This window comes from Pseudonocardia hispaniensis, from assembly GCF_042658695.1.
Classification (GTDB): Bacteria; Actinomycetota; Actinomycetes; order Mycobacteriales; family Pseudonocardiaceae; genus Pseudonocardia; species Pseudonocardia hispaniensis.
The window spans coordinates 101,724-128,253 of record NZ_JBHSQW010000025.1 but is presented as its reverse complement, the minus strand read 5'-3'; the positions used below and the strand labels follow the sequence as shown (position 1 = coordinate 128,253).

Annotated in this window: 27 protein-coding genes; 16 read left to right on the top strand and 11 right to left on the bottom strand. The window is 71.6% G+C overall.

The features are described from left to right. Positions 1-115: 115 nt before the first annotated feature. From ACFQE5_RS11290 to glyA, 6 genes are read right to left on the bottom strand one after another with little or no spacing between them, the layout of a single operon-like run. Positions 116-1,489: an L-serine ammonia-lyase gene (locus ACFQE5_RS11290; protein ID WP_379584814.1), complete on the bottom strand. Its 1,374-nt coding sequence runs from the start codon at positions 1,487-1,489 to the stop codon at positions 116-118. Then, positions 1,486-2,103 (bottom strand): sarcosine oxidase subunit gamma, encoded by a 618-nt coding sequence (locus ACFQE5_RS11285; RefSeq protein WP_379584813.1) that lies wholly within the window; start codon positions 2,101-2,103, stop codon positions 1,486-1,488. The genes ACFQE5_RS11290 and ACFQE5_RS11285 overlap by 4 nt, the downstream gene beginning before the upstream one ends. Continuing rightward, positions 2,093-4,903 carry a 2Fe-2S iron-sulfur cluster-binding protein gene (locus ACFQE5_RS11280; protein ID WP_379584812.1) on the bottom strand — a complete coding sequence of 937 codons (2,811 nt, stop codon included), beginning with the start codon at positions 4,901-4,903 and terminating at the stop codon, positions 2,093-2,095. Before ACFQE5_RS11280 ends, ACFQE5_RS11285 begins: the two co-directional genes overlap by 11 nt. Continuing rightward, positions 4,900-5,178 carry a sarcosine oxidase subunit delta gene (locus ACFQE5_RS11275; RefSeq protein WP_379584811.1) on the bottom strand — a complete coding sequence of 93 codons (279 nt, stop codon included), beginning with the start codon at positions 5,176-5,178 and terminating at the stop codon, positions 4,900-4,902. Before ACFQE5_RS11275 ends, ACFQE5_RS11280 begins: the two co-directional genes overlap by 4 nt. 8 nt (positions 5,179-5,186) lie before the next feature. Beyond that, complete coding sequence (locus ACFQE5_RS11270) at positions 5,187-6,422, bottom strand: sarcosine oxidase subunit beta family protein (RefSeq protein WP_379584810.1); 1,236 nt, start codon at positions 6,420-6,422, stop codon at positions 5,187-5,189. After that, positions 6,419-7,732, bottom strand: a complete 1,314-nt coding sequence (glyA, locus tag ACFQE5_RS11265) for a serine hydroxymethyltransferase (RefSeq protein WP_379584809.1) — start codon at positions 7,730-7,732, stop codon at positions 6,419-6,421. Before glyA ends, ACFQE5_RS11270 begins: the two co-directional genes overlap by 4 nt. 147 nt (positions 7,733-7,879) lie before the next feature. On the opposite strand from glyA, the gene ACFQE5_RS11260 reads away from it, so the two are divergent. The 4 genes from ACFQE5_RS11260 (at position 7,880) to ACFQE5_RS11245 (ending at position 12,292) form a co-directional block, all read left to right on the top strand. Continuing rightward, positions 7,880-8,530, top strand: coding sequence for a GntR family transcriptional regulator (locus ACFQE5_RS11260; protein WP_379585062.1), 651 nt, complete (start codon positions 7,880-7,882; stop codon positions 8,528-8,530). A 263-nt stretch (positions 8,531-8,793) separates the two neighbouring features. Continuing rightward, positions 8,794-10,122, top strand: coding sequence for an MFS transporter (locus ACFQE5_RS11255; protein ID WP_379584808.1), 1,329 nt, complete (start codon positions 8,794-8,796; stop codon positions 10,120-10,122). A 31-nt stretch (positions 10,123-10,153) separates the two neighbouring features. After that, on the top strand, positions 10,154-11,368 hold the full coding sequence (locus tag ACFQE5_RS11250; protein ID WP_379584807.1) for a M24 family metallopeptidase: 1,215 nt from the start codon (positions 10,154-10,156) through the stop codon (positions 11,366-11,368). A gap of 132 nt (positions 11,369-11,500) precedes the next feature. Further along, positions 11,501-12,292, top strand: coding sequence for an IclR family transcriptional regulator (locus tag ACFQE5_RS11245; protein ID WP_379584806.1), 792 nt, complete (start codon positions 11,501-11,503; stop codon positions 12,290-12,292). Between the two features lie 31 nt (positions 12,293-12,323). Here ACFQE5_RS11245 and ACFQE5_RS11240 read toward each other — a convergent pair whose 3' ends face one another. Together ACFQE5_RS11240 and ACFQE5_RS11235 are read right to left on the bottom strand one after the other, a co-directional pair. Next, positions 12,324-13,337 carry a sigma-70 family RNA polymerase sigma factor gene (locus tag ACFQE5_RS11240; protein WP_379584805.1) on the bottom strand — a complete coding sequence of 338 codons (1,014 nt, stop codon included), beginning with the start codon at positions 13,335-13,337 and terminating at the stop codon, positions 12,324-12,326. A gap of 146 nt (positions 13,338-13,483) precedes the next feature. After that, positions 13,484-14,701 (bottom strand): alpha/beta fold hydrolase, encoded by a 1,218-nt coding sequence (locus ACFQE5_RS11235; RefSeq protein ID WP_379584804.1) that lies wholly within the window; start codon positions 14,699-14,701, stop codon positions 13,484-13,486. A 215-nt stretch (positions 14,702-14,916) separates the two neighbouring features. Between ACFQE5_RS11235 and ACFQE5_RS11230 the strand changes: the two genes are divergently transcribed. The 3 genes from ACFQE5_RS11230 (at position 14,917) to ACFQE5_RS11220 (ending at position 16,521) form a co-directional block, all read left to right on the top strand. Continuing rightward, positions 14,917-15,369, top strand: coding sequence for a helix-turn-helix domain-containing protein (locus ACFQE5_RS11230; RefSeq protein ID WP_379584803.1), 453 nt, complete (start codon positions 14,917-14,919; stop codon positions 15,367-15,369). Between the two features lie 69 nt (positions 15,370-15,438). Continuing rightward, positions 15,439-15,846: a hypothetical protein gene (locus ACFQE5_RS11225; RefSeq protein WP_379584802.1), complete on the top strand. Its 408-nt coding sequence runs from the start codon at positions 15,439-15,441 to the stop codon at positions 15,844-15,846. 99 nt (positions 15,847-15,945) lie between these two features. After that, positions 15,946-16,521 carry a hypothetical protein gene (locus ACFQE5_RS11220; RefSeq protein WP_379584801.1) on the top strand — a complete coding sequence of 192 codons (576 nt, stop codon included), beginning with the start codon at positions 15,946-15,948 and terminating at the stop codon, positions 16,519-16,521. Between the two features lie 34 nt (positions 16,522-16,555). Here ACFQE5_RS11220 and ACFQE5_RS11215 read toward each other — a convergent pair whose 3' ends face one another. Further along, on the bottom strand, positions 16,556-18,079 hold the full coding sequence (locus ACFQE5_RS11215) for a DUF7782 domain-containing protein (RefSeq protein WP_379584800.1): 1,524 nt from the start codon (positions 18,077-18,079) through the stop codon (positions 16,556-16,558). Between the two features lie 59 nt (positions 18,080-18,138). Here ACFQE5_RS11215 and ACFQE5_RS11210 point away from each other — a divergent pair, with 59 nt between their 5' ends. The 7 genes from ACFQE5_RS11210 to ACFQE5_RS11180 all read left to right on the top strand — a co-directional run bounded on the left by ACFQE5_RS11210 (position 18,139) and on the right by ACFQE5_RS11180 (position 22,298). Beyond that, positions 18,139-18,732 (top strand): HhH-GPD-type base excision DNA repair protein, encoded by a 594-nt coding sequence (locus tag ACFQE5_RS11210; RefSeq protein ID WP_379584799.1) that lies wholly within the window; start codon positions 18,139-18,141, stop codon positions 18,730-18,732. A 4-nt stretch (positions 18,733-18,736) separates the two neighbouring features. Next, complete coding sequence (locus ACFQE5_RS11205) at positions 18,737-19,189, top strand: ArsR/SmtB family transcription factor (protein WP_379584798.1); 453 nt, start codon at positions 18,737-18,739, stop codon at positions 19,187-19,189. A gap of 118 nt (positions 19,190-19,307) precedes the next feature. Beyond that, positions 19,308-19,994 carry an energy-coupling factor ABC transporter permease gene (locus ACFQE5_RS11200; RefSeq protein WP_379584797.1) on the top strand — a complete coding sequence of 229 codons (687 nt, stop codon included), beginning with the start codon at positions 19,308-19,310 and terminating at the stop codon, positions 19,992-19,994. After that, positions 19,991-20,296, top strand: coding sequence for an energy-coupling factor ABC transporter substrate-binding protein (locus ACFQE5_RS11195; protein ID WP_379584796.1), 306 nt, complete (start codon positions 19,991-19,993; stop codon positions 20,294-20,296). The genes ACFQE5_RS11200 and ACFQE5_RS11195 overlap by 4 nt, the downstream gene beginning before the upstream one ends. After that, positions 20,296-21,042, top strand: a complete 747-nt coding sequence (gene cbiQ, locus ACFQE5_RS11190) for a cobalt ECF transporter T component CbiQ (protein ID WP_379584795.1) — start codon at positions 20,296-20,298, stop codon at positions 21,040-21,042. Before ACFQE5_RS11195 ends, cbiQ begins: the two co-directional genes overlap by 1 nt. After that, the gene (locus tag ACFQE5_RS11185) at positions 21,039-21,890 is read left to right on the top strand and encodes an energy-coupling factor ABC transporter ATP-binding protein (RefSeq protein WP_379584794.1); all 852 of its coding nucleotides are present in this window, start codon (positions 21,039-21,041) and stop codon (positions 21,888-21,890) included. The genes cbiQ and ACFQE5_RS11185 overlap by 4 nt, the downstream gene beginning before the upstream one ends. An 87-nt stretch (positions 21,891-21,977) precedes the next feature. Next, a complete protein-coding gene (locus ACFQE5_RS11180; protein WP_379584793.1) occupies positions 21,978-22,298 on the top strand; it encodes a DUF3099 domain-containing protein in 321 nt (106 codons plus the stop codon). 32 nt (positions 22,299-22,330) lie between these two features. On the opposite strand, the gene ACFQE5_RS11175 is transcribed toward ACFQE5_RS11180, so the two are convergent. Continuing rightward, positions 22,331-23,269 carry a pseudouridine-5'-phosphate glycosidase gene (locus ACFQE5_RS11175; protein ID WP_379585061.1) on the bottom strand — a complete coding sequence of 313 codons (939 nt, stop codon included), beginning with the start codon at positions 23,267-23,269 and terminating at the stop codon, positions 22,331-22,333. Positions 23,270-23,279: 10 nt separating this feature from the next. Between ACFQE5_RS11175 and ACFQE5_RS11170 the strand changes: the two genes are divergently transcribed. Further along, entirely contained in the window at positions 23,280-23,522 is a 243-nt protein-coding gene (locus ACFQE5_RS11170) for a DUF3039 domain-containing protein (protein WP_379584792.1), read from the top strand. A 39-nt stretch (positions 23,523-23,561) separates the two neighbouring features. Here the strand turns inward: ACFQE5_RS11170 and ACFQE5_RS11165 are convergent, their stop codons facing one another. Continuing rightward, on the bottom strand, positions 23,562-24,656 hold the full coding sequence (locus ACFQE5_RS11165) for a YihY/virulence factor BrkB family protein (RefSeq protein ID WP_379584791.1): 1,095 nt from the start codon (positions 24,654-24,656) through the stop codon (positions 23,562-23,564). Positions 24,657-24,848: 192 nt separating this feature from the next. Between ACFQE5_RS11165 and ACFQE5_RS11160 the strand changes: the two genes are divergently transcribed. Continuing rightward, on the top strand, positions 24,849-26,530 hold a 1,682-nt coding region (locus ACFQE5_RS11160), incomplete at its 3' end, for a DEAD/DEAH box helicase (RefSeq protein WP_379584790.1).

Below are 26,530 nucleotides of genomic sequence, written 5' to 3'. Positions count from 1 at the left end.
GCTGCCCACGTGCCCCGGTGATCGGGGAAGGCCGGGGGAGCGTGGCGGCAGCACGCGCCGCCGCCCCCGCACCGCCGCGTCCTGGTTCCGCGGCGCCCGCGGGAGCCGGGGCCGGTCAGCATTCGACGATGTTGAGGGCGAGCCCCCCGCGGGCGGTCTCCTTGTACTTGTCGCTCATGTCCGCGCCGGTCTCGCGCATGGTCGTGATCGCCTTGTCGAGGCTGACGTGGTGCCGGCCGTCGCCCCGGACCGCCATCCGGGCGGCGGTGATCGCCTTCACCGAGGCCACCGCGTTGCGCTCGATGCAGGGGATCTGCACGAGGCCGCCGACCGGGTCGCAGGTCAGCCCGAGATTGTGTTCGATGCCGATCTCGGCGGCGTTCTCGATCTGTTCGGGCGTCCCGCCCAGGACCGCGGCGAGCCCGCCGGCGGCCATCGAGCAGGCCGACCCGACCTCGCCCTGGCAGCCCACCTCGGCGCCGGAGATCGAGGCGTTCTCCTTGAAGAGCATCCCGATCGCGGCAGCGGTGAGCAGGAACCGGACCACACCCTCGTCGTCGGCGGCGGGGCAGAACCGGCGGTAGAAGTGGAGTACCGCGGGGACGATCCCGGCGGCCCCGTTGGTGGGCGCGGTGACGATCCGGCCCCCGGCGGCGTTCTCCTCGTTGACCGCGAGCGCGTAGAGGGTGACCCATTCCATGGCGCGCAACGGATCGTCGTCGTCGGGCCGGGACTCCAGCATCGTCCGCAGGGCGGCCGCGCGGCGCCGGACCCGCAGGCCGCCGGGCAGCACGCCGCCGGTGCGGCTGCCCCGTTCCACGCATTCCTGCATCACCGACCAGATGTGCAGCAGGCCCGACCGCACCTCGTCCCCGGTTCGCCGGACGAGCTCGTTGGCCAGCACGATCTCGCTGATCGAACGCCCCGTCTCGCGGGTGTGGCCGAGCAGTTCGGCGGCGCTGCGGAAGGGGTAGGGGACCGGGGTCGGATCCGCGACGATCGCGGGCCGCCCGGTCTCGTCCTCGTCGAGCACGAACCCCCCGCCGACGGAGTAGTACTCGCGGGTGGCCACGGGGACACCGGCGGTGTCGACGGCGGTGAACCGCATGCCGTTGGGGTGGAACGGCAGCGTCGCGCGACGGTGCAGGACGATGTCGTCGGCCACCGCGAAATCGATCTCGCGCCGACCGGCGAGCCGCAGCCGTCCACCGGTGCGGACCGCCTCGACGCGGGGCGCCGCGGCCACGGGGTCGACGAGCTCGGGCCGCTCGCCCGCCAGCCCGAGCACCACCGCGCCCACGCTGCCGTGTCCGTGCCCGGTGGCGCCGAGCGAACCGAACAGCTCGACCCGTACCCCCGCGACCCGCTCGAGCAGCGCGAGGTCCGCGAGCCCCGTGACGAACCGGTACGCGGCGCGCATCGGGCCGACCGTATGCGAGCTGGACGGGCCGATCCCGATGCTGAACAGGTCGAAGACGCTGATGGTCATCGGCTGTCGTCCGCCCGCGCGGCGCCGGGATCGGTGCTGAACTCCGTGGCCGCGTCGAGCAGCCAGGCCGCGAGATAACCGGCGAACGAGGCCCGGATCAGGATCCGGTAGTCGGTTCCGTGCTCGTCGAGGGCCAGCAGGATCACCCCGGCCTGCCCCAGCACCGTCTGCGCGGCGCTGCCCGCGGCGAACACCCGCGGATGCAGGTCGATCGCGCAGCCGGTGGCCAGCAGGTCGCGGGCGTGCGCGCCGCGCAGCCGCAGGGTGGTGCGCTGCGCGGAGACGTCCACGACCGCCCCGGCGCCGGGCCCGACGGCGGCGCGCAGCAGGGCCTCCAGGTCAGCGGGCGCCACGGCCGGGTCGGTGACGAGCCATTCGTCGGGGCCCAGCCACACCACCGTCGCCGTGGTGCCGCGCACCCACCGCGCCGGGCCGGGCAGGGCGACCCCGAGCCGTTCGGCGACGTGCGCGGCGGCCGGCCCACCCGGGGCGACCCGCAGACCGGCCTGCGCGACGAAGGCCTCCTCGGCCAGCTCCACCCCGTCCGGCAGCCCGGCGAACCGGCTCGACACCCGCGCGAGCGGGCTGGTGCGGGCCAGCTGCTCAACCGTCACGACGCGCTCCTTCCGGGTCGACCAGGACGGACCCGGTGACCTCCACGGGGACCAGGGTGCCGCCCACCGGCACGCCCACGGTGTCGCCGACCCGGGACCGGCCGGCCTTGAGCAGCGCCAGCGCGAACGTGCGTCCCAGCTCGGCGCTGCGGTAGCTCGACGTGACGTGGCCGAGCATCGGGACCGGCGGGGGCGCCGGCTCACCCTCGCCGAACTCGACGATCTGCGCGCCTTCGGGAAGCAGCAGGTCGCGGTCGACCGGGAGCAGCCCGACGAGCTGCTTGCGCTGTGGGTTGCGGTTCTCCGCGCGGCTGAACGAGCGCTTCCCGATGAAGTCCGGCTTGCGCTTCGACACCGCCCAGGCCATCCCCAGATCATGCGGGCTGACGGTGCCGTCGGTGTCCTGGCCGATGATCGGATACCCCTTCTCGGCGCGCAGCACGTGCATCGTCTCGGTGCCGTAGGGGGTGATGCCGTGCGGTTCCCCCGCGGCGAGCAGCCGCTGCCAGACGGCGGGCGCGAACCACGCGTTCACGTTGACCTCGAAGGCCAGCTCACCGGAGAAGCTGATCCGGGCGATCCGCACCGGCACGTCACCGATGGTGGTGTCCCGCCAGGTCATGAACCCGAAGGCGTCGTTCGCGACGTCGAGGCCGGGGGCGACGGCCGCGATGACATCCCGGGAGCGCGGCCCGACGACCGGGAAGGTCGCCCACTGCTCGGTCACCGACGTCAGATGCACCCGCAGCTGTGGCCATTCGGTCTGGAGCCACTCCTCCATCCAGTCGAGGATCGTCGCCGCCCCGCCGGTGGTGGTGAACAGCAGGAACCGGTCCTGCGCAAGCCGCATCACGGTGCCGTCGTCGATGACCATCCCGTCGAGCCCGCACATCAGGCCGTAGCGCACCGCGCCGACCGTGAGGCTGCTCATCAGGTTGGTGTAGATCCGGTCGAGCAGCACCGCGGCGTCCGGGCCCTGCACATCGATCTTGCCGAGGGTGGAGCCGTCGAGGATGCCGACGCCCGTGCGGGCCGCCGCGCATTCGCGCAGCACCGCGGCGTCCATGTCCTCCCCCGGGCGGGGGTAGTAACGCGGCCGGCGCCATTGCCCGACGTCCTCGAACACCGCACCGTTGGCCACGTGCCAGTCGTGCAGGGCGGTGGTGCGTTCGGGGTCGAACAGCACACCGCGGTTGCGCCCGGCCAGCGCGGCGAAGGCGACGGGGGTGTACGGCGGGCGGAACGTGGTGGTGCCCAACGCCTCGACCGGTGCCCCGAGCAGCTCGGCGATGATGCCGGACGCGATGATCCCCGACGTCTTGCCCTGGTCGTGTGCGGTGCCGATGGTGGTGTAGCGCTTGACGTGTTCGACCGAGCGCATCCCGGCGCCGACGGCGCGGGCGATGTCGGCGACCGTCGCGTCCCGTGCCACGTCGACGAACTGGGTGTCCGGCGGGCCCGGTACCCGCCACAGCACCAGCGGCGGGGTCGGCTCCGGCGCCGCGGCGACGGCGGGGATCGGTGCGCCCCCGGTGGCGGCGGCCCCCTCGCGCAGACAGCCGGCGAGGTCGAACGTCCCGTTCGCGGCACCGGCCACGCTCACCCCGGCCAGCCGTTCGCCGGGCACGAAGGCACTGCGGCCCGCGTCGTAGCGCAGCCGCCCGCGGGCCTGGCTGAACAGGTGCGCCGCCGGATTCCAGCCCCCGCTGGTCAGCAGCAGGTCGCAGGCGAGCCGCTCGGACTCGCCCCCGGCCCGCGCGGCGACGTGGGCGTGGGTGATCCGGTCGGTTCCGTCGGTGCCGGTCACGACCTGACCGCGCCGCACCGGGATCCCGCGGCGCTCGCATTCGGCGTTCCCGTGCGCCGGGATCTCGGCGCGGGCGTCGACGACCGCGTGCACGCGCGCCCCGGCGTCGGCGAGGTCGGCCGCGGCGGCGTATGCGGCGTCGTCGGTGGTGAAGACGACGACGTCGCGTCCGGCCAGCACGCCGTAGCGGTGCAGGAAGGTGCGTGCGGCGCCGGCGAGCATGATCCCGGGCCGGTCGTTGTCGGCGAACACCACCGGCCGCTCGTGCGCGCCGGTGGCGACCACGACGTGCCGGGCCCGGATCCGCCAGACCCGCTGCCGCGAGCGGTGGCGCGGCGCCGCCGTGCCGAGGTGGTCGGTCCGCCGCTGCAACGCCAGGACGAAGCCGTCGTCGTAGTGGCCGAAGGCGGTGGTGCGCTGCAGGTGCAGCACCTCGTCGTGTCCGGCGAGCTCCTCGGATACCGCGGCGACCCAGTCCAGCGCCGGGGCGCCGTCGATCTCCTCGCGGGTGCCGAGCAGGGCGCCGCCCGGATCGGACTGGTCGTCGAGGAGCACGACGCGGGCGCCGGACCTGGCAGCGGTGCGCGCGGCCATCAGCCCGGCGGGCCCGGCGCCGACGACGAGGACGTCCGCGTGCGCGTGCGTGCTGTCGTAGCGTGCGGTGTCGGGGACGTCGGCGAGCCTGCCCTGGCCGGGGACGCCGTGCGCGACGAGCCCGTCGAACAGCTCGACCGTGGTCGCCTGCAGCATCGGCTCGGGGAACGGCTCCTCGATCTGCACCAGGGCGGACGGGTCCTCGGCCCAGGCGGCGGTGACGCCGCGGGGACGGCCGAGCCGGATGCTGGTGGCGATCTGGTGCACCCCGTGGGCGAGCAGCGCCGAGGCCAGGGTGTCACCGGGGTGGCCGGTGTAGGCCCGGCCGTCGAAGGTGAAGCCGAGCGTGGTGGTGCGGTCGACCCGGCCGAGACCGGGGACGCGGAACGGGGCGGTCACGAGATCACCGGCTGGGGCTCGTCGGGCCGGTAGACGGCGAGGAACCGGTGGCTGGCGGTGTCGCGCACGGCGTTGAACCAGCGGCGGCATCCCGCGGCGTGGCTCCAGCGCTCGGCCAACGGGCCCTTCGGGTTCGCCCGGAAGAACACGTAGTGCGCCCATTGTTCGTCGGAGAGCGCGGCGGGGTCGTCCGGATAGGCCACGTGGGCCTGCCCGCCGTAGTGGAACTCGACCTCTTCGCGGGGGCCGCACCAGGGGCAGTCGATGAGTTGCATGGGCTCTCCTAGTGCGCGACCGCGGCAGCGCCGTGCTCGTCGACGAGCGCCCCCGTGACGAAGCGGTCGAGGGTGAACGGGGCGACGTAGGGGTGTGGTTCGCCGTGGGCGATGGTGTGCGCGAGGCACCAGCCGACGCCCGGGGTGGCCTTGAAGCCGCCGGTGCCCCAGCCGCAGTTGAGGTAGACGTTCTCGTAGGGCGTGCGCCCGACGATCGGGGACGCGTCCGGACAGACGTCGACGATGCCGGCCCAGGTCCGCAGCAGATGCGCCCTGGCGAACACCGGGAACAGCTCCACCGCCGCGGCCATCTGCCGTTCGATGATGTGGAACGCGCCGCGCTGGCCGTAGCCGTTGTAGGCGTCCACGCCCGCACCCATCACCAGTTCGCCCTTGTGTGCCTGCGAGACGTACACGTGTACCGCGTTGGACATCACCACGGTCGGGTGCACCGGTTCGAGCAGCTCGGAGACCAGGGCCTGGAGCGGGTGGCTCTGCACCGGCACCGGGATGCCGAGAAGGTCGGTCAGCACCGAGGTGTGTCCGGCGGCGCACAGCGCGACCCGGCCGCAGGCGATGTCGCCGCGGCTGGTGCGCACCCCGGTGACCCGCCCGCCGTCGGTGGTGAAGCCGGTGACCTCGCAGTCCTGGATCAGGTCGATCCCGGCCTCGCTGGCCCGGCGGGCGAAGCCCCAGGCCACGTAGTCGTGCTTGGCGATCCCGGCGCGCGGCTGGTAGGTGGCGCCCAGCACCGGATAGCGGATCTCGGTCGAGGTGTTGACGATCGGGCAGACCTTCTTGACCTCGTCCGGGCCGAGCCATTCGGCGTCGATCCCGTTGAGCTTGTTGGCCTCCACCCGGCGCACGCTGTCGCGCACGTCCTGCAGGGTGTGGGCCAGGTTGAGCACGCCGCGCTGGCTGAACAGGATCGGGTAGCCGAGGTCTTCCTCGAGGCCCTCCCACAGCCTGAGCGCGTGTTCGTAGATCGCGGCGCTCTCGTCCCACAGATAGTTGGACCGGATGATCGTGGTGTTGCGGGCCATGTTCCCGCCGGCGAGCCAGCCCCGCTCCAGCACCGCGACGTCGGTGATCCCGTGGTTGCGCGCCAGGTAGTGCGCGGTCGCCAGCCCGTGCCCGCCCCCGCCGACGATCACGACGTCGTAGGAGCGGCGCGGCTCGGGGTTGCGCCAGAGGAAGTCGGGGTGGTCGGGCAGGTCGGCGCCCGGGGTGGCCGGGGGCTTCACGCCGTCTCCTGCAGGGCCGGGTAGAGCGGGTAGCGGACGGCCAGCTCGGTCACCCGGTTGCGCAGCTGCCCGCGCCCGGCGTCGTCGAACTCCGGGCGCAGCGTGCGGGCGATGATCTCGGCGACCTCGGCGAAGGCGTCGAGGTCGAAGCCGCGGGCCGCCAGCGCCGGGGTACCGATGCGCACCCCGGAGCTGATCATCGGCGGGCGCGGGTCGAACGGGACCGCGTTGCGGTTCACCGTGATCCCGACCTGGTGCAGCCGGTCCTCGGCCTGTTTGCCATCCAGCTCGGCGGACCGCAGATCGACCAGCACGAGGTGGACGTCGGTGCCACCGCTGACCACGCCGACGCCCGCGGCACGCGAGTCGTCGGCGAGCAACCGGTCGGCGAGCAGGCGGGCGCCGGCCAGCGTGCGCTGCTGACGTTCGACGAACGCGGGCTCGGCGGCCAGCTTGAAGGTGACGGCCTTGGCCGCGATGACGTGTTCGAGCGGGCCGCCCTGCTGCCCGGGGAACACCGCTGAGTTGATCTTCTTGGCCAGTGCCGGATCGTCCTGGCCGGTCAGGATGATCCCGCCCCGGGGGCCGCCGAGCGTCTTGTGCGTGGTGGAGGTGACCACATGGGCGTGCGGCACGGGGGAGGGATGCAGCCCCGCCGCGACGAGCCCGGCGAAATGCGCCATGTCGACCATCAGGTAGGCGCCCACCTCGTCGGCGATGCGCCGGAAGGCGGCGAAGTCGAGGTGGCGCGGGTAGGCCGACCATCCCGCGATGATCAGTTTCGGTCGGTGTTCGCGGGCCAGCCGCGCGACCTCGTCCATGTCGATGAGGTGGTCGGACTCGCGTACGTGGTAGGCCGCGACGTGGTAGAGCCGGCCGGAGAAGTTCAGCCGCATCCCGTGGGTCAGATGACCGCCGTGGGCGAGGTCGAGGCCCAGGATCGTGTCGCCCGGCTCCAGCAGCGCGGCCATCACCGCGGCGTTGGCCTGCGCCCCGGAATGCGGCTGGACGTTCGCGTACCGCGCGCCGAACAGCGCGCGCAGCCGCTCGATGGCGAGCCGCTCGACGACGTCGACGTGCTCGCAACCACCGTAGTAGCGACGGCCGGGGTAGCCCTCGGCGTACTTGTTCGTCAGCACCGAGCCCTGCGCGGCCATGACCGCGAGCGGCGCGAAGTTCTCGCTGGCGATCATCTCCAGCGTGGTGCGCTGCCGGGTGAGCTCGGCGGCGACGGCCGCGTGCACCTCGGGGTCGGTCTGGGCGAGGGTGCGATCGAGGACACCGGCGAGGCTCCCGGTCTGGACGGTCATGGCGCTCCATCCTGCGATGCAAGTGATCGATGACTGATATATCAGTCGGCGTGTACATTAGGCCCGGTACTGGAGCGCGGTCAAGGGCCGCCGGAGGTCGAGGAGATTCAGGTGAGCGCAGTCCCGCAGCTGCCCAGCTCCGGAGCGATGCCGGGATCGCTGGCCGACCGCGCCTACGCCGTGATCCGTGACCGGCTGGTCATGCTCGACATCCGGCCGGGTGAGCCGATCAACGACGACCAGCTGGCGAGCGAGCTGGGGACCGGACGCACGCCCGTCCGGGAGGCGCTGAAGCGGCTGGAGGGTGACCGCCTGGTGGTGGCCTACCCGCGGCGCGGCACGTTCGCGACCGCCGTCGACATCACCGACCTGGCCCACATCTCCGAGATCCGGGAGCAGCTCGAACCGCTCGCTGCGGCGCGGGCCGCGCGCAACGCCTCCGCCGCCGCGCGCGAGGAGCTCGCGGCATTGGCCGACGAGATCGCCGCCCTGGTCCCGGACGGCCCCCGGGCCACGACGGTGACGCCCCGCGACCTGCTTCGCCGCGACCTTCAGGTGCATCGGGAGATCTACCGGGCCACCGGGAACCCGCATCTGGAGGACATCCTGGTCCGCCAGGACAACCTCGCGACCCGGATCTGGGGCCTGTTCCTCGATCGGCTGCCGGCGATCGGTGGCCACGTCGGCGAGCACGCCGACCTGTTGCGCGCGATCGTCGAGGGGGCGCAGGAGAAGGCCGCCGAGTTGGCGTTGCGGCACGTGGTGGGCTTCGAGCGAGCCATCCGGGCCCTACTCTGAGCCGACGCGTCGGCGACCAGTGTTGCTTTAATAGCAACTCTGTTGCAGTAGCTGAGGCGATATTTGCCGCTATCTGAGGGTTGACGGGCCGATTGTGAGGCTCTACGTTGCTCTCTGCGCAACTTAGTTGTGTGGATCACAACACCATTCAGCCGTGCGCCCCTCGGGTTCCTCGGCGGCCATCCGGCCCATCAGCTCTGCCGCGACCTGTACCCCGGATTCGGTATGCGGCAACCCATTCTCCTCAAGAACAGGTGAGGGTCATGTCCAAACAGGTCTCAGCGGAGTCTCCGTCCCCGGCACCGCCCATCGAACCCTCGGCCGTCGATCCGCGACTGCGCCGGCGAGTCATCGGCGCCGCCTTCGCGGGCAACTTCGTCGAGTGGTTCGACTACGCCAGCTATGGCTACCTCGCCGTGACGATCGCCGCCGCGTTCTTCCCGGCGACGGATCCCGCTACCGGCCTGCTGGCCACCTTCGGAGTCTTCGCCGTCTCGTTCATCGTCCGGCCGCTCGGCGGCATCGTGTGGGGCCGCTTCGGCGACCGGCTGGGCCGCAAGCAGGCGCTCTCGCTGTCGATCCTGATCATGTCGGTCTCGACGTTCGCCATCGCGCTGTTGCCGACCTACCACCAGGTCGGATACCTGGCCCCGGTCCTGCTGTTGCTCGTCCGGCTCGTGCAGGGGTTCTCGGCGGCCGGTGAGTACGCCGGTGCGGCGGCCTTCCTTGCCGAGTACGCCCCGGCGCGCCGGCGCGGGCTGCAGACGAGCGTCGTGCCGGCAAGCACCGCGGCCGGCCTGCTGTTCGGGTCGTTGCTCATCACGGTACTCACGACCGTGCTGTCCCACGAGCAGATGGCGAGCTGGGGCTGGCGGCTGCCGTTCCTGCTCGCGCTGCCGCTCGGGTTCATCGGCTGGTACATCCGCAACCGGCTGGAGGACACCCCGCTGTTCCAGAATCTGGAGCAGACCAAGCACGTCGCCGCATCGCCGGTGAAGGAGACCCTGCTGCACAACCGGAAGGCGATCGTCCTGGCGTTCGCGGCGACCCTGCTCAATGCGGTCGGCTTCTACACGATCCTCAGCTACATGCCGACCTACCTGTCCGAGCAGGTCGGTCTGGACCAGGCTCGCTCGTTCCTCGCGACGACGATTGCGCTCGTCACCTACATCGGGTTCATCTTCGGTGCGGCGGCGCTGTCCGACCGCTTCGGCCGCAAGAGGGTGCTGATCGCGGGGGCGCTGCTGTTCATCGTCGGAGCCGTGCCGCTGTTCGCCGTTCTCGATACCGCGACGTTCGCGGCGATCGTGGTGGTCCAGGTCCTGCTGGGCGCGTTCCTGACCCTCAATGACGGCACCCTCGCCTGCTACCTCACCGAGTGCTTCCCGACCCGCGTGCGCTACACCGGGTTCGCATTCAGCTTCAACACCGCGAACGCCCTGTTCGGCGGAACCGCACCGTTCATCGCCACACTGCTGATCTCGACGACCGGGAGCAACCTGGCGCCCGCCTTCTACCTCACCGTGGCCGCGGTGGTGACCCTCGTGGCGATGCTCGCCAGCCCGGAGACCGCCGGTAAGCCGCTGACCTGAGTGGTCCGACCCTTCGACCGAGAGTGGAGAAATGGATCTCGAACGCCTCAAGGACATCCACAACGGCTCCAAAGTCGCCCCGACGTTCTCCGACCTGGAGATGGAGCGGCGGGTCACTCTGCTGCGCAAACACATGGCCGAGGCAGGCATCGGCGCGGTGCTGTTCACCAGCTATCACAACATCAACTACTACAGCGACTTCCTGTACACCGCGTTCGGCAGGCCCTATGGCCTCGTGGTCACCGAAGACGACCACGTCACCATTTCGGCCAATATCGACGCGGGCCAGCCCTGGCGGCGCAGCTTCGGCGACAACATCGTCTACACCGACTGGCGGCGCGACAACTATCTGCACGCGATCGCCACGGTGCTCGAACGAGCCGGAGTACGCCGCGGCCGGCTCGGCGTGGAGGACGACCACATACCGGGCCTGCTGCGTGCACAGGTCGCCGATGTGGTCGGCGGCCTCGAACTGGTCGACATCTCGCAGCCGGTCATGCGGCAGCGGATGGTCAAGTCCGCCGAGGAGATCGAGCTGATCAGGCACGGTGCCCGGATCGCCGACCTCGGCGGCGCGGCCGTGGTCGCCGCCGTGCGCGAGGGCGTTCCCGAGTACGAGGTGGCGCTGGCCGGAACCCAGGCGATGGTCCGCGAGATCGCCCGCACCTTCCCCGACGCGGAGCTGCGCGACACCTGGGTCTGGTTCCAGTCCGGGATCAACACCGACGGCGCCCACAACTGGCCCACGTCACGGCCGGTCCAGCGCGGGGACATCCTGTCGCTCAACTGCTTCCCGATGATCGCCGGGTACTACACCGCGCTGGAGCGAACGCTGTTCTACGGGCAGCCGTCCGCTGAGCACCTGCGGTACTGGGAGATCAACGTCGAGGTGCACCGCCGGGGACTGGAACTGATCCGTCCCGGCGCGGTGTGCAAGGACATCGCCGCCGAGCTCAACGAGATCTACGACGCCCACGGGTTGCTGCCGAACCGGACCTTCGGATACGGCCATTCCTTCGGCGTGCTGTCGCATTACTACGGCCGGGAGGCCGGCCTCGAGCTGCGGGAGGACATCGACACCGTGCTCGAGCCCGGGATGGTCGTCTCGATGGAGCCGATGATCATGATCCCGGAGGGTCGTCCGGGCGCGGGCGGCTACCGCGAGCACGACATCCTGGTCGTCGGCGACGACGGTGCCGAGAACATCACCGGGTTTCCCTTCGGCCCTGACCACAACATCCTGTGAGTGCGTAACAGTGTTCTAACACTGTTACGCACTCACAGGGCGTCATGACCGGGCCGGTCGTGCTCCTCATCCGGGTACGGCCGGTCCGGTCCACTTGTAGGCTCGGCCGAACGGTTGAAAGGAGGCGTGGCCATGACCGGCGACGCCGATCGCCGCGAGCCTGCGACGGTCCGCAACTCCACATCGGTCCTGCTCAACGGCCTGCGCGTGATGGCGGCGTTCTCGATCGAGGAGCCGGTCCTCGGCGTCACCGAGATCGCTCGCAAGGTCGACATGCACAAGAGCAGCGTGTCGCGGATCCTGGCCACCCTCGAACACGCCGGGTATGTCGAGCGCGACTCTGCGAGCGGCCGTTTCCGGCTCGGGCTCGGACTGTTGACACTCGCCGGTCCGCTGCTGGCGGACCTCGATGTGCGCCGGGCCGCGAGTCCCGCGCTGGAGCGGCTGACCCGGCGCAGCCGGGAGACCTCCGCGCTGATGGTGTGGAACGGCCACGAGGCCGTGGTCGTGGAGCAGGTGGCCAGTCCTCAGCAGGTCAAGCACACCGCGGCGATCGGGACCCGCTACGACACCTACGAGAGCGCCTCGGTACAGGTCTTCCTCGCCGGGTTACCGCCGGGCGAGGTGCGTCAGCTCATCGAGCGGGGCCTTCGCGGCGGCGCCGGCGACGAGCAGGCCATCGAAGGGGTCCTGCGCGGCCTGGACGAGGTTCGGGTCCAGGGGTATGCGGTCAACAACGGCCGCACCTCGATCGAGGAGGTGGGTATCGCCGCGGGCGTCCGCGACCACCGTGGCGAGCAGGTGGCCGCGGTGCTGCTGTCCGCACCGCGGTTCCGGATGTCCCCGCAGCTGATCGAGGCGGTCGCCCACGACGTTGTCGACGCCGCCCGGGAGGTGTCGGCGCGGCTCGGGAACCCCGGCTGAGCGCGCTCCCGCTCGGCCGACGCAGACCGGCTCAGCTGGCGTAGGCGCGCAGCCGGTCGGCGCGTTCGCCGATCCGCAGCTTGGCCATGACCTCGCGCTCGATCTGCCGGACCCGCTCGCGGGAAAGCCCGAACGTGCGACCGATCTGGTCGAGCGTGCGCGGCTGGCCGTCGTCCAGGCCGTAGCGCAGCCGAATCACGTTCTGCTCGCGCTCGTCCAGCGTGGACAGCACTCGCCGCAGGTCGTCGTGCAGCAGGTGGGAGATGACCGTGTTCTCCGCGTCGGTGGCCTCGCTGTCCTCGATGAAGTCACCGAGCGGGGCCTCCTCCTCCGAGCCCACCGGCATGTCGAGGCTCACCGGGTCGCGAGCGTGATCCAGCAGGTCGGCGATCTTCTCCACCGCCAGGCCCGACTCCGCGGCCAGCTCCTCGTGGGTGGCCTCGCGGCCGAGGCGCTGGTGCAGGTCTCGCTTGATCCTGGCCAGCTTGTTGACCTGCTCGACCAGGTGCACCGGCAACCGGATCGTGCGGGCCTGGTCGGCCATGCCCCGGGTGATGGCCTGGCGGATCCACCACGTGGCGTAGGTGGAGAACTTGAAACCCTTGGCGTAGTCGAACTTCTCCACGGCGCGGATCAGCCCCAGGTTGCCCTCCTGGATGAGGTCCAGCAGCGGCATCCCGCGGCCCGTGTAGCGTTTGGCCAGGCTCACCACGAGGCGCAGATTGGCCTCCAGCAGGTGGTTGCGGGCCCGCTCCCCGTCGCGGGCGATGGCGCGCAGGTCGGCGGCGTACTCGGAGTCGAGCTCGGTGTCGTTCTCGGCCGCGCGGTCCAGCACGTGCTTGGCGAACACGCCGGCCTCGATCCGCTTGGCCAGCTCGACCTCCTGGGCGGCGGTCAGCAGCGGTGTCTTTCCGATACCGTTGAGGTACACGCGGACGAGATCGGCGGCCGGGCTCTGGGCGTCGAGGTCCTCCGCGGACAGCTCGGCGGCCGGTGCGTTGTCGAGCGCGTTGCGCTGTCCGGGAATGGTCTTCGGCGCTGTCATCTGGTTCCTCCCCCTGCGCGACCGGACGGAACGCGGTAGCGAGCACGGTCCGGGCTCTCACCCGAATGAACGTGCACCGGCGGGGAAACGTTCCCGTTCCCGGCTCATCCGCTCGACGTAATGCCGTGGAACTCGTCACCCCCGCCTCAGGGCAGGGACATCCGGTGGATCGCCGCAAGCATCGGCGGCCAGTCGTGCGCCAGCGCGTCGCGTCCCATGAACAGCCCGAGGTGTCCACCGTTCGCGGTACGCAGCAGGATCTGTTCGCGCGGGGTGCGGACGGCCTCGGCGGCGGCGAACACCTGCGGCGGCGGCGTGATGTGGTCGGTCTCGCCGGCCAGCAGGAACAGCGGACAGGTGATCGCGGCGAGGTCGGCCCGGTGTCCGTCGACGACGAGGTCGCCGGAGATGAGCCGGTTGCGCCAGAAGAGCTGCTCGACCAGCCACAGATAGAACGCGCCCGGGATGTCCTGGGTGTACTTGAACCAGTCCTCGAAGTGGCGGTAGCGCTCGACGTGGGCCGGGTCCTCGATGTTCTCCAGCAGCTGCAGCTGCCGGGCCAGCTCGGTATGGGGCTGGATGTGGATGAAGCTGCCCAGCACCGCGCGGCCGGGCATGTTGCCCCCGCCGAGCCCGACCAGCGCCCGATAGGGCGCCAGCCCGAATGCGCGGGTGAGCGCAATCGTCGAGGCGGCGATGACGGAGTCGCCCGCGTGGAAGTCGATCGGAGCGCCTGCGAGGGTCAGGGTGTGCACCCGATGGGGGTACAGCGCGGCATAGATCGCGGCGAGCCAGCCACCCTGACAGTCGCCGATGAGATTCGCCCGACCGCCCATCCGGTCCACCGATCGATCGATGACCTCGAGATAGTCGGTGATGGTGATGTGCCGGGTGGCGGACGTCGCCGGTCGCCACTCCAGGGCGTAGAGCCGGGTCAGCCCGGCCGCCCGGATGACCCGGAGCTGACTCTGCTGCGGCGAGAAGTCGACGACGGTGGAGGAGTGGCCGGCCTGCGGCGGCAGCACCAGGGTGGGGACCACGGCGTCGCTGCGGTGGTTGTCGGCGGTGAAGTCGCGGAGGTGTGCGAACGGGGTGCGCAGCACGATCTCGTTGGCGAGGTTCCAGGTCGGGCACCGGCGGTCCAGCATTGCCGTCCACCACCGAACCCCGCGGCTCGCGGCGTCGAGCGGCGTGCCGGCCCGGGTGAGCGCGTCCACCCAGGCGGCTGCCGCGGCGCGGGAGATCTCGGTGATGCTGCGGGCGGCGTTGGCGGTGTGATAGCCGAGCAGAAAATGAAGCGGCTCGCGTGCCTCGAGGCGCGGAGCTGCCCCGGTTTCCTCGGGAAAGTCCACGATTCTGGTCATGTGATCGCCTCATCGTCGGTCATGCCTGATTGGCTGGATGTCCGGGTGTTCAGACAGTAGATTTGGTTTGTATCTCAAGCAATAGGGGAAGTTACCGGGGAGTAGAGGTTGGCTGTCGGGTCGCCGCGAGTCGGTGCCGCGACGGGCCGCAAGCCCGGGGCGACGTCGTGGTGGGCAGGGCGGGAGAATCCGGTCATGGGTCAGGGTGGCGCAGCATGAGCAAGTCGCGAGCCGAGGACGAGGCGGCCAGGGCGGCGGACCAGATGTGGTCGGCCCAGGTCAATGCCCTCGGCGGGTTCATCCGTGCGCAACGACAGATGGCGAAGCTGTCGCTGCGTGAAATGGCCTCGATGACCAGCGTGTCCAACGCCTATCTCTCGCAGATCGAGCGTGGGCTGCACCAGCCGTCGCTGAAGGTCCTGCACTCGATCGCGGACGCACTTCAGCTGACCACCGAGCAACTGCTCAAGCAGGCCGGCTGGGTCGGAGCGGAGCGAACGCAGGGCAACGGCGCGGCCACGAGCGTCGGGGAGGAGACGGCCGCGAGCGTCCCACGGTCCACGGAGGATGCCATCCGGGCCGATCCGCGGCTGTCCGAGGATCAGAAGGCCGCACTGCTCGGGGTGTACCGCAGCTTCGTCGAACGACCAGGGTCACACCCGGCGTGATTGACATACTTATCACGGGTGCATACTTTTGGCAGCGGACACCCACTCCGAGCCAGAAGGGACGAGTAGATGATCGTGGCTACCGACCAGTTCATCGGCCTCGCCAAGCGCAGCCAGGAAGCCGTCACCACGGCCGTGCACGCCTGGGCCGACACCGTGCAGTCCTACACCGGCAACCTGACCGGTACCCAGCCGTCGCTGCCGGACGCGCATGCCATGGTCGACTGCACCTTCGACTTCGCGGAGAAGGTCCTCGCCCGCCAGCGGCAGCTCGCGCACACCCTGTTCAGCGCCAGCGCGGACGCCGTCGAGGCCGTCACCGACCAGGCCGCACGGGCTGCTGAGTCGGTCACCGCCCAGACGGTGAAGGCCGACGCCCCGCCGAGGACGGCGACCGCCACCGAGAAGCCGGCACCGGCCACCGACGGGACCGGCGCCAAGGGCGGCGCGGCGCGGACCGCGCAGGCCAAGAGCTGACGTTCGCCGGCGGCCCGCGGCCCCGCTCGTCCGTTTCCCGGACCGTGCGGGGCCGTTGTCGTGCCAGCCGCTGTGGCGCGCGGCGCTAGGGTCTGGCATGTGGCGCGTGCATTGGTGAGCGGGTCGGGAGAACGAGCCAAGCGGGTGGCCGAGCGGCTGGCGGCCGAGAACCTGGAGGTCGTCACGGCGGCGAGTGTGGCCGAGTTCGCCGCGCTCGACCTCGAGGCCGGTGTCGACTACTACGTCCAGCTGCCGGTGGTCGTGCAGCCCGCCGGAGAGAACCTCGTCGGGCGGGTGCGCTCGTTCCTGTCAGTGGGTCTGCTCGGCCGGTTCGCGCTGGTCGAACGGTTGGTGCCCGTGCTGACCAGGGCGACGACCGTCGTGCTGGTCTCGGGGAACACGCCCAGGTCCGGCGCCCTCCCGGATGACGAGCGCTCGCGGCTTGCGCTGCTGCACGTTCTCGCCCATGCGACGCGGGCCGAGCTCGCCCCGTACGGAGTGGCCGTGACGGTGGTCAACGGGGCCCGGACCGATCTCGAGATCGTCCGCTTCGCGCTCCGCGGCGGGGAGGATCCGACGGCCCGGCCGGTCGTCGAACCGGGCGAACAGGTGAGCGCGAAGCAGTACGAGGACTGGCGCACCGAGGTGATGGGCCTCGTGCAGGTCGACGCGTGATCCCCGGTGAGTGCGTGCCGGTGTCCCGGCACGGTCACGCACTCACCGGGCCGCACCCGTCGACGGGAAGCAGTACGCCGTGCCGGACGAACTCGCGCACGGCGGGCAGCGTCGCGGCCACCATGGCGTCGTACGGCCGGTCGAGGGCGAACGACAGCAGCGCGATCAGCTCCGAGAGCGGCAGCTCGCCGCGACAGCCGGCCAGCAGCGCGGCGGCGGGCTCGTCGACCTCGTGGCGCCAACGCGGTCCGTCGCCACGAACGAGCGTCGCGCCGGCGTCGGCCCAGCCGGTATCTCCGCCCGGGGTGCTGTAGCGCTCCAGCACGGCGGTCGGGGTGAGGGCCAGGCGCGCCCCGAGCAGCGCCTCGTCCGAGCGGTGCAGGCGCAGCCACTCCACCCGGTCCAACCAGCCTGCGGCCTCGACACCGAGCGGGTCGGCCAACTCGCCGGGCAGGTCCTCGACCACGACGGTCGGGGTCGCGTCGGTGCGGCGCAGCAGGATGTGACCGAACCCGATGGCCTCGACCCGCTCGCGTTCCAACCAGTCCAGCCAGTCCGACGCCAGCGCCCTGGCCTGCGGCGAGCCGAGGTCGAGCCCCGCGTCGCGCTGCCAGGTGCCGACGTGCATCGCCGGGTCGACGACCTCGCGCTGCAGGATCCAGGCGTCGCAGCCGGGAGGAAGCCAGTCGCGCACCCGGTCGGGCCAGCTCTGTCCGCGCACATGCAGCCACGACCCCAGCAGCTGGGCGATGCCGCCCGGGACGAGCCTGCTCGACAGCGTGCCCAGCAGGACGGCCAGCGCGGCGTCTCCGGCCTGCCCGGAGTCGCGGTAGACGTAGTCGACGCGTGCTGGTCCCGGGACGAACGGCGGGTTCGACACGATCTGGTCGAACTTGCGGTCGGCGACCGGTTCCAGCCACCGACCTGCGAGCAGTTCGACCTCGACCGCACTGAGCGCGAACGTCGCGGCCGCCATCGCGAGTGCCCGCGGCGCGATATCGGTGGCCACGACGACGTCGGCGTGCCGACTGGCGTGCAGCGCCTGCACCCCGCATCCGGTGCCGAGGTCGAGCACGCCGCCGACGCGGCGGCGCACGGTTGCCGTCGCAAGGCTCAGCGACGCACCGCCCACGCCCGTGACGTGGTCGCGGTCCTGCCGGGCGGAGGGGGCGTCGAGATCGGAGACCACCCACCATGCGTCCCCGCCGGGCGCGTTGTCGTCACCCGCGTCCTCACCGTAGGGGCGCACGTCCAGGGCGGCGACCAGGCCGTCTGCGGTCTCCCGCAGCAGCCCGGCCGCCACCAGGTCGGACGGGCGACCCAGCGCCGCGGCGACGGCGGGCTCCGGCTCCGCGCCGCCGAGCAGCAGGAGCCGGACGAGCACCCCGAGCTCGCCCCCGCCGCGGGTGGCGCGGAACGCGGCCTCGGGCTCGCCGCGGCTCAGCGCCGCATGCGCCTGCGAGCCGAGCAGCGCGTGAACGCCGCCGATCGTGTAGCCGTGGTCGAGAAAGAGGCCGCGCAGTCGATGCGCGAGACCGGACGACAACCGGGGGAGCACCGTGTCATCCTCCCTGATCGGGGGCGGATGGTCCCGGGCGCCTCGATAGGCTCGCGATCGTGAGCCTCTGCCTGGCCCAGGACGCCGACGCCGACGCCCTGCTCGACCGCGACCCGCTGGCGCTGCTCATCGGAATGCTGCTCGACCAGCAGGTCCCGATGGAGCGCGCCTTCGCCGCGCCCGCCGAGCTCGCTCGCCGGCTCGGCCGCGATCAGCTCGACGCACATGAGCTCGCCGGATACGACCCCGAGGGCCTGGCCCACCTCTTCCGCACCCCGCCCGCGCTGCACCGCTACCCGAGGTCGATGGCCCAGCGCGTCCAGGCATTGGCCGTGGCCCTGATCGATCGTTACGCCGGCGACGTCACCGCGATCTGGGCTGCCGTCGACAGCGGCCACCAGCTGGTGCACAGGATCGCCGCGCTGCCCGGGTTCGGCACCCAGAAGTCGCAGATCTTCACCGCGCTGCTGGGTAAGCAGCGCGGGGTCACGCCGCCGGGTTGGCGGGAGGCCGCGGGTGACTACGGCGAGGACGGCGTGCACCGCTCGGTCGCCGATGTCGTCGATGCGGACACGCTCGTTCGGGTGCGCGAGTACAAGCAGGCCGCCAAGGCCGGGTCGGTCTCGGCCGGGAGCACCGTTCGGAAGAGATAACATCATGGTCGTGCACAGGGTCCCGACCACACGCCGCGGGCTCCGGGTCATCGACCCGGATCAGGTGTGCGACGCCACTGCCGTGCTCGCCGACGGGGAGCGGTTGCAGCAGGCCGCGACCGTGCTGGACGCGCTGGGTGAGGTCAACCGGCTGAGCATCCTGCTCGCGCTGCACCATGCCGGTGATCTGTGCGTGTCGGATCTGGCCGTCGCCGTGGGGATGAGCGACAGCGCCGTCTCGCATGCGCTGCGGCTGCTGCGCGCGCACGGGATGGTCACCGCGCATCGCGAGGGCCGGCTGGTGCGCTACCGGATCGCGGGCGGGCTGGCGAAGCTCCTGCTCGAGGTCGTGTCCGCCGAGGTCGTTCGTCCGATGCGGCTGCACGCCCACGGGCCCGTCGACGATCATGCCGAGGACCATTCCGATGTTCCGGAGGAACACCTCGCGTCCTCCTGACCGCTCCCGCGTCGCCCGCATCTGAGGACAACTGATGAGATGTTCATTCTTGAATCCCGGGCGGTGTGCGTCGTAGGGTCCGGGCCGGGCGACATCGTCGCGGACCTGAGGAGTACCCATGCATATCGCCGAGGGCTACCTGCCGCCGCTGCACGCCGTGGCGTGGACGGTGGCCGCGGCGCCGTTCGTCGTTCACGGCGCCCGCGCGGTGGTCCGCCAGGTCCGCACCGATCCCGAGTCGAAGCTGTTGCTCGGTGCCGCCGGGGCGTTCAGCTTCGTGCTGTCCGCACTGAAGATTCCGTCGGTCACCGGCTCGTGCTCCCATCCGACCGGAACCGGACTGGGCGCGGTGCTGTTCCGGCCACCGGTGATGGCCTTGCTCGGCACGATCGTGTTGTTCTTCCAGGCCACCCTGCTGGCACACGGCGGCCTGACGACTTTGGGCGCCAACGTCTTCTCCATGGCCATCGTCGGTCCATGGGTCGCCTACGGCACCTACCGGCTGACCCGGCGGCTCGGTGGCGGCCTCGCCGTGGGGGTCTTTCTCGCCGCGGCGCTGGGCGATCTGGCCACCTACTGCGTCACGAGTATCCAGCTCGCACTCGCATTCCCGGACCTCACCTCGGGTGTGCCGGGCGCGGTGGTGAAGTTCGGCTCGATCTTCGCGATCACCCAGATTCCGCTGGCCATCAGCGAGGGCCTGCTCACGGTGCTCATCGTCCGGCTGCTGACCAGGGTCAGCCCGGCTGAACTGACTCGGCTCGGCCTGCTGCGGCCCGCCTCGGAGAAGAAGGTCGTGGCGTGACGCGCGCAACGCTGGTCAACTGGCTGCTGGTGCTCGGGGTCATCCTGCTGGCCGCGGTGCCGCTGATGGTCGTGGGCGGTGAGTTCGGTGGCGCCGATGAACTCGCCGCGCAGCGGATCGCCGCCGACCACCCGGACTACCGGCCCTGGGCCACGGCGCTGTTCGAGCCGTCGGCGGAGGTGACCTCGGGGCTGTTCGCGTTGCAGGCCGCGATCGGCGCCGGGGTCCTCGGCTACTACTTCGGTGTGGCACGCACCAAGCGGCGGCTGCGTCGCGAGTCCGACACGACCGCCGAGAGCTGATGCTGCCGCTCGACGCCGCCGCCTACACCAACCGGTGGCGGCCCCGTCACCCGGGGGAGAAGGCGTTCCTGTCGCTCGGGCTGCTCGCCTGCGCCGTGGCACTGCCGCCGTGGCCGGGGGCGCTGATCGTCGGTGTCGTCGCGGGTGCACTGCTGCTCGGTCCGGCCGGGGTGCGGCCGCGGCAGGCGTGGCGGGTGCTGTCGGTGCCACTGGGGTTCGTCGCGGTCGGCTCGCTGCCGCTGCTGGTCGCGGTAGGGGGCAGACCGTGGATCCGGTTCGAGCCCAGTGGGCTGCCGATGGCGCTCGGGTTGGCCGCGCGGGCGACGGCGGCACTGCTGAGCCTGCTGCTGTTCGCCGCGACGACGCCGCTGGCGGACACCCTGCCCCGGCTCACCCGGCTCGGCGTGCCGGCGGCGGTCACCGAGGTCGCGGCCCTGATGTACCGGATGCTGTTCCTGCTGCTCGACTCGGTGCACGCGGTGCGTGAGGCACAGGCCAGCAGGCTCGGATTCCGGACGTGGGCGACGTCGTACCGGTCGCTGGCCGGCCAGGGCGGCGCGATCTTCGTGCGGGCCTTCGACCGGGCGCGGCGGCTGGAGGCCGGTCTGGCGCTGCGCGGGTACACCGGATCGCTGCGGATCGAGGTGGAACAGCGACCGGTGTCGCGCCCGTTCGTCGCGGGCTCCGCGGTGCTGCTGGGCACGGTGGTCGCCGCGACGCTGGCGCTGCGCGGGGTGGTGGCGTGACCCCACCGGTGCTGGCCGCGCGCGGGCTGCGCTTCGGCTACGACCCCGACCGGCTGGTCCTCGACGGAGCCGACCTGGCCCTGTACGCCGGGCGGCGGCTCGCCGTGCTCGGCCCGAACGGGGGCGGCAAGACCACGTTGTTCCGCCTGCTGGTCGGTGCGCTCGCGCCGACGGCCGGACAGGTGCTGCTCGACGGCGTCCCGATCCGGCGGACCCGCCGGGGCCTCGCCGACCTGCGCAGCCAGGTCCAGCTCGTCCTGCAGGACCCCGACGACCAGCTCTTCGCCGCGAGCGTGTATCAGGACGTGTCGTTCGGGCCCGTCAACCTGGGGTTGCCGGGTGAGCAGGTGCGCGCCCGGGTCGCGGCCGCGCTCGACGCGCTGGGCATCGCCGACCTCGGCGACCGCCCCACCCACCTACTGTCGTTCGGCCAGCGCAAGCGGGTGGCGATCGCCGGTGCGGTGGCGATGCGCCCGCGGCTGCTGATCCTCGACGAGCCGACCGCCGGCCTCGATCCCGCCGGCGTCGAGGAACTGATGACGACCCTCGCGGAGCTGCATGCGGCCGGGACCACGCTGGTGCTGTCCACCCACGACGTCGACCTCGCCTACCGATGGGCCGACGAGGTCGCGGTGGTGGCGGAGCGGCGGGTCCAGGTGGCCGGGGTGGAGGAGGCACTCGGCGATCCGGTGCTGCTCGCCGCGGCGCGGCTCGGGCCTGCCTGGGCCCCCGCGGTGCGCCTGTTGCTCGAGGGCCTGGGCCTGCCCGGTCGGCCGCGGACCGCCGCCGAGCTCGTCGCCATCCTCGCCGCGACGGGTACCCAGCCTGCGCGACGGGGCGGCGGGTGACACGATGGTGTCCGGTACGTCGCCGGTAGGGCCGACCGGTGCGGCACCGTCGATCACAACGCCGAGAAGCGTCAGCGAGGAGGGGTCGTGTCCGACCCGCAGCGAAAGCCTGAAGCAGTCCTGATCACGGACGCGGCGATGTCCCACGAGGAGGAGATCGAGGTCCGCAAGCACCGGTACAAGATTCTGTGGGGCCTGCGGCTACCGTTCATGATCCTGGCCGCGGTCTTCTACCAGATCCCGTGGCTCGCGGTGACCCTGCTGGTGCTGTCGATCCCGCTGCCGTGGATCGCGGTGATCGTCGCGAACGACCGGCTGCCGCGCAAGGCCGAGCGGCCGAGCCGCCTCCGCCGCCACCGCCCCGAACTGGAGTCGCGTCCCGACGGCGCAGTCGAGGGCGGCCTGTGAGTGCGTAACAGTGTTCTAACACTGTTACGCACTCACAGGGCGAGCTGACGAGCGACTTTCGCGGCGAGTTCGGCATTGGCGCTGACCAGCGCGAGGTTCGCCGCTTGACTTGCCCCGCCGCTACCGGTGTGGAAATGCCGAAGCAGCGCCGGCGTGACGTCCTTACCGGTGACTCCGCGCTCGGCGACCAGGGCGAGCCCCTCGGCCAGCAACCGGTCGTGCAGCGCGCCGTCGAGCTCGGATGCGGCGGGGACGGGCTGGGCGAGCACCAGGCCTGACCCGAGCGCCCGGTGCGCCCGCCACACCGCCGCCACCTGCTCCGGGGTGTCGACCCGGCACGGCACCGGATGACCGGAGTCGCGCCGGTAGAACCCGGGGAACGCATCGGTGCGGTAGCCGAGCACCGGAACGGACTCGGTCTCCAGCACCTCCAGGGTCGCCGCGACGTCGAGGACCGACTTGACCCCCGAACACACCACGAGGACGGGGGTGCGGGCCAGCGCGGGCAGATCGGCCGAGATGTCCCAGGATCCGCGGTTGGTACCGCCATCGCGATGCACCCCGCCGAGCCCGCCGGTGGCCAGCACCTCGATACCGGCCGCAGCGGCGAGGGTGACCGTCGCCGCGACGGTGGTCGCGCCGCTGCGGCCCAGCCCGACGGCCGCCCCGAGGTCACGGACCGAGAGCTTGTCCAGGTGGCCGGCGCACACCCGGTCGAGCTGGGTCGCATCGAGCCCGACCCGGGGCTGTCCATCCAGGACCGCGATCGTCGCCGGGACAGCGCCATGCGCTCGGACCGCGGCCTCCAGCGCGTCCGCGGCGGATCTGTTCAGCGGTGCCGGGAGACCGTGGGCGAGCAGCGTGCTCTCGAGCGCGACCAGTGCGCGGCCCTCGGCGAGCGCGGCGGCGACCTCCGGAGCGAGGGCAGGCGAGGTGACGGGCGAGGGGACGGAGCGGGGCACGTACGGCATCATGGACGACATGGCTACCCAGACGCTGCCTGATGTCGACACCCGCCCCGAGGGCACGGATTCGACGGGTGACGACGAGCCCACGATGTTCCACTACGTGAAGAAGGCGAAGATCGCCGAGAGCGCCGTCATGGGTAACCTCGTGGTGGCGCTGTGCGGAGAGACCTTCCCGGTCACCAAGTCGCCCAAGCCCGGCTCGCCGGTCTGCCCCGACTGCAAGAAGATCTACGAGTCGATGCCGCCCGGCGACTGAGCCATCCGTGCCAGGGTCGACCGGCACGGCCCTGGCCCGTCACTGACCATCGTCGCCCGCGCCGGTCAGCAGGGGCTCGCCCGTCGGCGTGACGCGGGCGGGCGGGGCCTCGCGGGGCATCTGGAGGGTCTGCGCCGCCGCACGCCGGGCGGCGATCCGGCGCATCGACAGCAGCCGCTGCAGGCGGCGCTGGCGCCGGGTCGGCCGGGCAGGCCAGATCTCCTCGATCGCGTTGTTGAGTTGCGCGCCGAGCACGATCGAGAACCCGAGCAGGAACGCGAACAGCAGGAACGCGATGGGCGTGGCCAGCGCCCCGTAGGTGTAGCCGGTGCTGGTGATGACGGCGATGTAGATGCGTAGCCCGGTCGTCGAGACGATGAACACCACCATGGCCAGGAGTGCACCGGGCAGTAGTCGCCGCCACGGCAGGCTGTGCGGCAGCGCGGCCTTGTACAGCGTGGTGAGCACCAGCACGAGCAGCAGCCCGACACCGGGGTAGTAGAAGGCGTCGACGATCGAGACGGCCGTCGGCCGCCACGACTCAGGGAGCACCTGGGGCAGCAGATCGGGACCCAGCGCCACGAGCGGCAGCGTGAACACCGCGACGACGAGTGCGAACAGGTAGATCAGCAGGGAGAAGATGCGCTGCCAGACCGGATGTCGCACCTCGTTCTGGTTGTGCGCCTGGGTGATCGAGTCGACGATCGCGGAGATCGCCGAGGATCCCGCCCACAGCGAGATCACAAAGCCAATCGAGACGACGTCGGCACGGCCCTTGGTCAGGATGCTTGCCGCCGTTGGCGCGATGATCTGGTCGACGACCTCGGGGGTGAACACCCGCCGCGAGAACTGGATGATCTTGCCTTCGACGATCTGCACGGTGGCCGGGCCGAACCAGCCTCCCACGTAGCCGAGTGAGCCGAGCAGCGCCAGCAACAGCGGTGGCAGCGACAGGGCCTGCCAGAACGCGGTCTGGGCGGACATCGAGAAGATGCCGTCGTCCCATGCCTTGACCACGGTGCGCCGAAGGACCCGCAGCAGGCCGCGCTTGCGGCGCCACGGCGGGGACAGCCCGTCGGCCCGCCCCTCGGCGGTCGGGCTGCCGGCCGTGTCCGGGCTCGTCTCGGTCGCCATCGCCTCTCCAGGATGGACCACCGCCGGTGGTCCGCTGCGCCGCGGCCGGGTCACGACACGCCGGAAGATCCGTCCGGCTACCCTGACCACGGCCTGTGTGCCGACCCCCCGGGTCGACCGCGCGGAGCCCGTCGAGCCCCGCGCCGTCGCGTGGCCGGACTCAGTGATGTATCCGTCCGACCAGGGAGTTGTGTGTCGCAGGCCGCCGAGAACAGTAGCGCGAGCACCGTCGCCGACCGTCCCCTGCGGGCCTGGCAGCGCAGCGCGCTCGCCCGGTACCTGGCCAGGCGGCCGCGGGACTTCCTGGCGGTCGCGACCCCGGGTGCGGGGAAAACCACATTCGCGCTGCGGGTGGCGGCCGAGTTACTGGCCGATCGGACGGTCCATGCGGTGACCGTCGTCACGCCGACCGAGCACCTCAAGTACCAGTGGGCGAGCGCGGCGGCGCAGGCCGGGATCGCCCTGGACCCGGAGTTCCGCAACTCGGCGGGTGCGACGTCGTCGGACTACACGGGTATCGCGGTGACCTACGCGGGCGTGGCCGCCCACCCGATGCTGCACCGGGCGCGTACCGAGACCCGGCGCACACTGGTGATCCTGGACGAGGTGCATCACGCGGGCGACGCCCGGACCTGGGGGGACGCGGTCCAGGAGGCGTTCGACCCGGCCAGCCGTCGGCTCACCCTCACCGGGACGCCCTTTCGCAGTGACGACAACCCGATCCCGTTCGTCGAGTACGAGGCCGACGCCGAGGGGGCGCTGCGCAGCCGTGCCGACCATTCGTACGGCTACGCCGAGGCGCTCGCCGACGGCGTCGTCCGGCCGGTGGTGTTCCTCGCCTACTCCGGGACGTCGAGCTGGCGGACCAGCGCGGGGGAGGAGGTCACCGCCCGGCTTGGCGAGCCGATGACCGCGGAGCAAACAGCGCGGGCGTGGCGGACCGCACTGGACCCGGGGGGCGAGTGGATCCCCGCGGTGCTCGAGGCCGCGGACAGGCGGCTGTCGGGGCACCGGGCGGGCGGCATGCCCGACGCGGGTGGCCTCGTCATCGCGTCCGACCAGGCGACCGCGCGGGCGTATGCGGAGATTCTCCACCGGGTGGCCGGCGCGCCGCCGGTGGTCGTGCTGTCCGACGAGCGCGGCGCCTCGGACCGGATCGCCCGCTTCGCCGACTCGGATGACCGGTGGATGGTCGCGGTCCGGATGGTGTCCGAGGGGGTCGACGTCCCGCGGCTGGCCGTCGGGGTGTACGCGACGAGCGCGTCGACGCCGCTGTTCTTCGCCCAGGCGATCGGCCGATTCGTCCGCTCACGTCGGCCGGGGGAGACCGCGTCGGTTTTCCTGCCGAGCGTGCCGGTGCTGCTGGGGCTGGCCAGCGAGCTGGAGGTCGAGCGCGACCACGTGCTCGGCAGGCCGCAGCGAGCCGACGAGCGCTGGAACGACGAGGAGCTCGCCGCCGCGCAGCGTCGTCAGGACGAGCCGGGGGAGGAGGAGAAGCCCTTCACCGCGCTGCACGCCGACGCCGAGCTCGACCAGCTCATCTACGAGGGCACCTCGTTCAGCGCCGACGAGGAGGACTATCTGGGACTGCCGGGGTTGCTCGAGCCGGAGCAGGTGCGCACGCTGCTCAATCAGCGGCAGCGGGAATGGTTGGCGCGCGGTGCGCGGTCGGGTGCGCGGGCCGGGTCGATGCCGACGCCCGAGCCGCAGGCGCCGCGCCGGGAGGTCTCGGTGCGCGAACGGCTGCACAGCCTGCGCAAGGAGCTCAACACGCTCGTCGCGATGTACCACCACCGGACGAACAAGCCACACGGCGCGATCCACAACGAGCTACGCCGCGCCTGCGGTGGTCCGGTCACGGCCATGGCGACGAT

Excerpts from the sequence above, each read along its gene's own strand:
- ACFQE5_RS11290 (WP_379584814.1), bottom strand. The coding sequence starts at position 1,489 with ATGACCATCAGCGTCTTCGACCTGTTCAGCATCGGGATCGGCCCGTCC.
- ACFQE5_RS11275 (WP_379584811.1), bottom strand. The coding sequence starts at position 5,178 with ATGCAACTCATCGACTGCCCCTGGTGCGGCCCCCGCGAAGAGGTCGAG.
- glyA (WP_379584809.1), bottom strand. The coding sequence starts at position 7,732 with ATGACCGTCCAGACCGGGAGCCTCGCCGGTGTCCTCGATCGCACCCTC.
- ACFQE5_RS11260 (WP_379585062.1), top strand. The coding sequence starts at position 7,880 with ATGCCGGGATCGCTGGCCGACCGCGCCTACGCCGTGATCCGTGACCGG.
- ACFQE5_RS11255 (WP_379584808.1), top strand. The coding sequence starts at position 8,794 with ATGTCCAAACAGGTCTCAGCGGAGTCTCCGTCCCCGGCACCGCCCATC.
- ACFQE5_RS11250 (WP_379584807.1), top strand. The coding sequence starts at position 10,154 with ATGGATCTCGAACGCCTCAAGGACATCCACAACGGCTCCAAAGTCGCC.
- ACFQE5_RS11245 (WP_379584806.1), top strand. The coding sequence starts at position 11,501 with ATGACCGGCGACGCCGATCGCCGCGAGCCTGCGACGGTCCGCAACTCC.
- ACFQE5_RS11240 (WP_379584805.1), bottom strand. The coding sequence starts at position 13,337 with ATGACAGCGCCGAAGACCATTCCCGGACAGCGCAACGCGCTCGACAAC.
- ACFQE5_RS11235 (WP_379584804.1), bottom strand. The coding sequence starts at position 14,701 with ATGACCAGAATCGTGGACTTTCCCGAGGAAACCGGGGCAGCTCCGCGC.
- ACFQE5_RS11230 (WP_379584803.1), top strand. The coding sequence starts at position 14,917 with ATGAGCAAGTCGCGAGCCGAGGACGAGGCGGCCAGGGCGGCGGACCAG.
- ACFQE5_RS11225 (WP_379584802.1), top strand. The coding sequence starts at position 15,439 with ATGATCGTGGCTACCGACCAGTTCATCGGCCTCGCCAAGCGCAGCCAG.
- ACFQE5_RS11205 (WP_379584798.1), top strand. The coding sequence starts at position 18,737 with ATGGTCGTGCACAGGGTCCCGACCACACGCCGCGGGCTCCGGGTCATC.
- ACFQE5_RS11200 (WP_379584797.1), top strand. The coding sequence starts at position 19,308 with ATGCATATCGCCGAGGGCTACCTGCCGCCGCTGCACGCCGTGGCGTGG.
- cbiQ (WP_379584795.1), top strand. The coding sequence starts at position 20,296 with ATGCTGCCGCTCGACGCCGCCGCCTACACCAACCGGTGGCGGCCCCGT.
- ACFQE5_RS11175 (WP_379585061.1), bottom strand. The coding sequence starts at position 23,269 with ATGCCGTACGTGCCCCGCTCCGTCCCCTCGCCCGTCACCTCGCCTGCC.
- ACFQE5_RS11170 (WP_379584792.1), top strand. The coding sequence starts at position 23,280 with ATGGCTACCCAGACGCTGCCTGATGTCGACACCCGCCCCGAGGGCACG.
- ACFQE5_RS11165 (WP_379584791.1), bottom strand. The coding sequence starts at position 24,656 with ATGGCGACCGAGACGAGCCCGGACACGGCCGGCAGCCCGACCGCCGAG.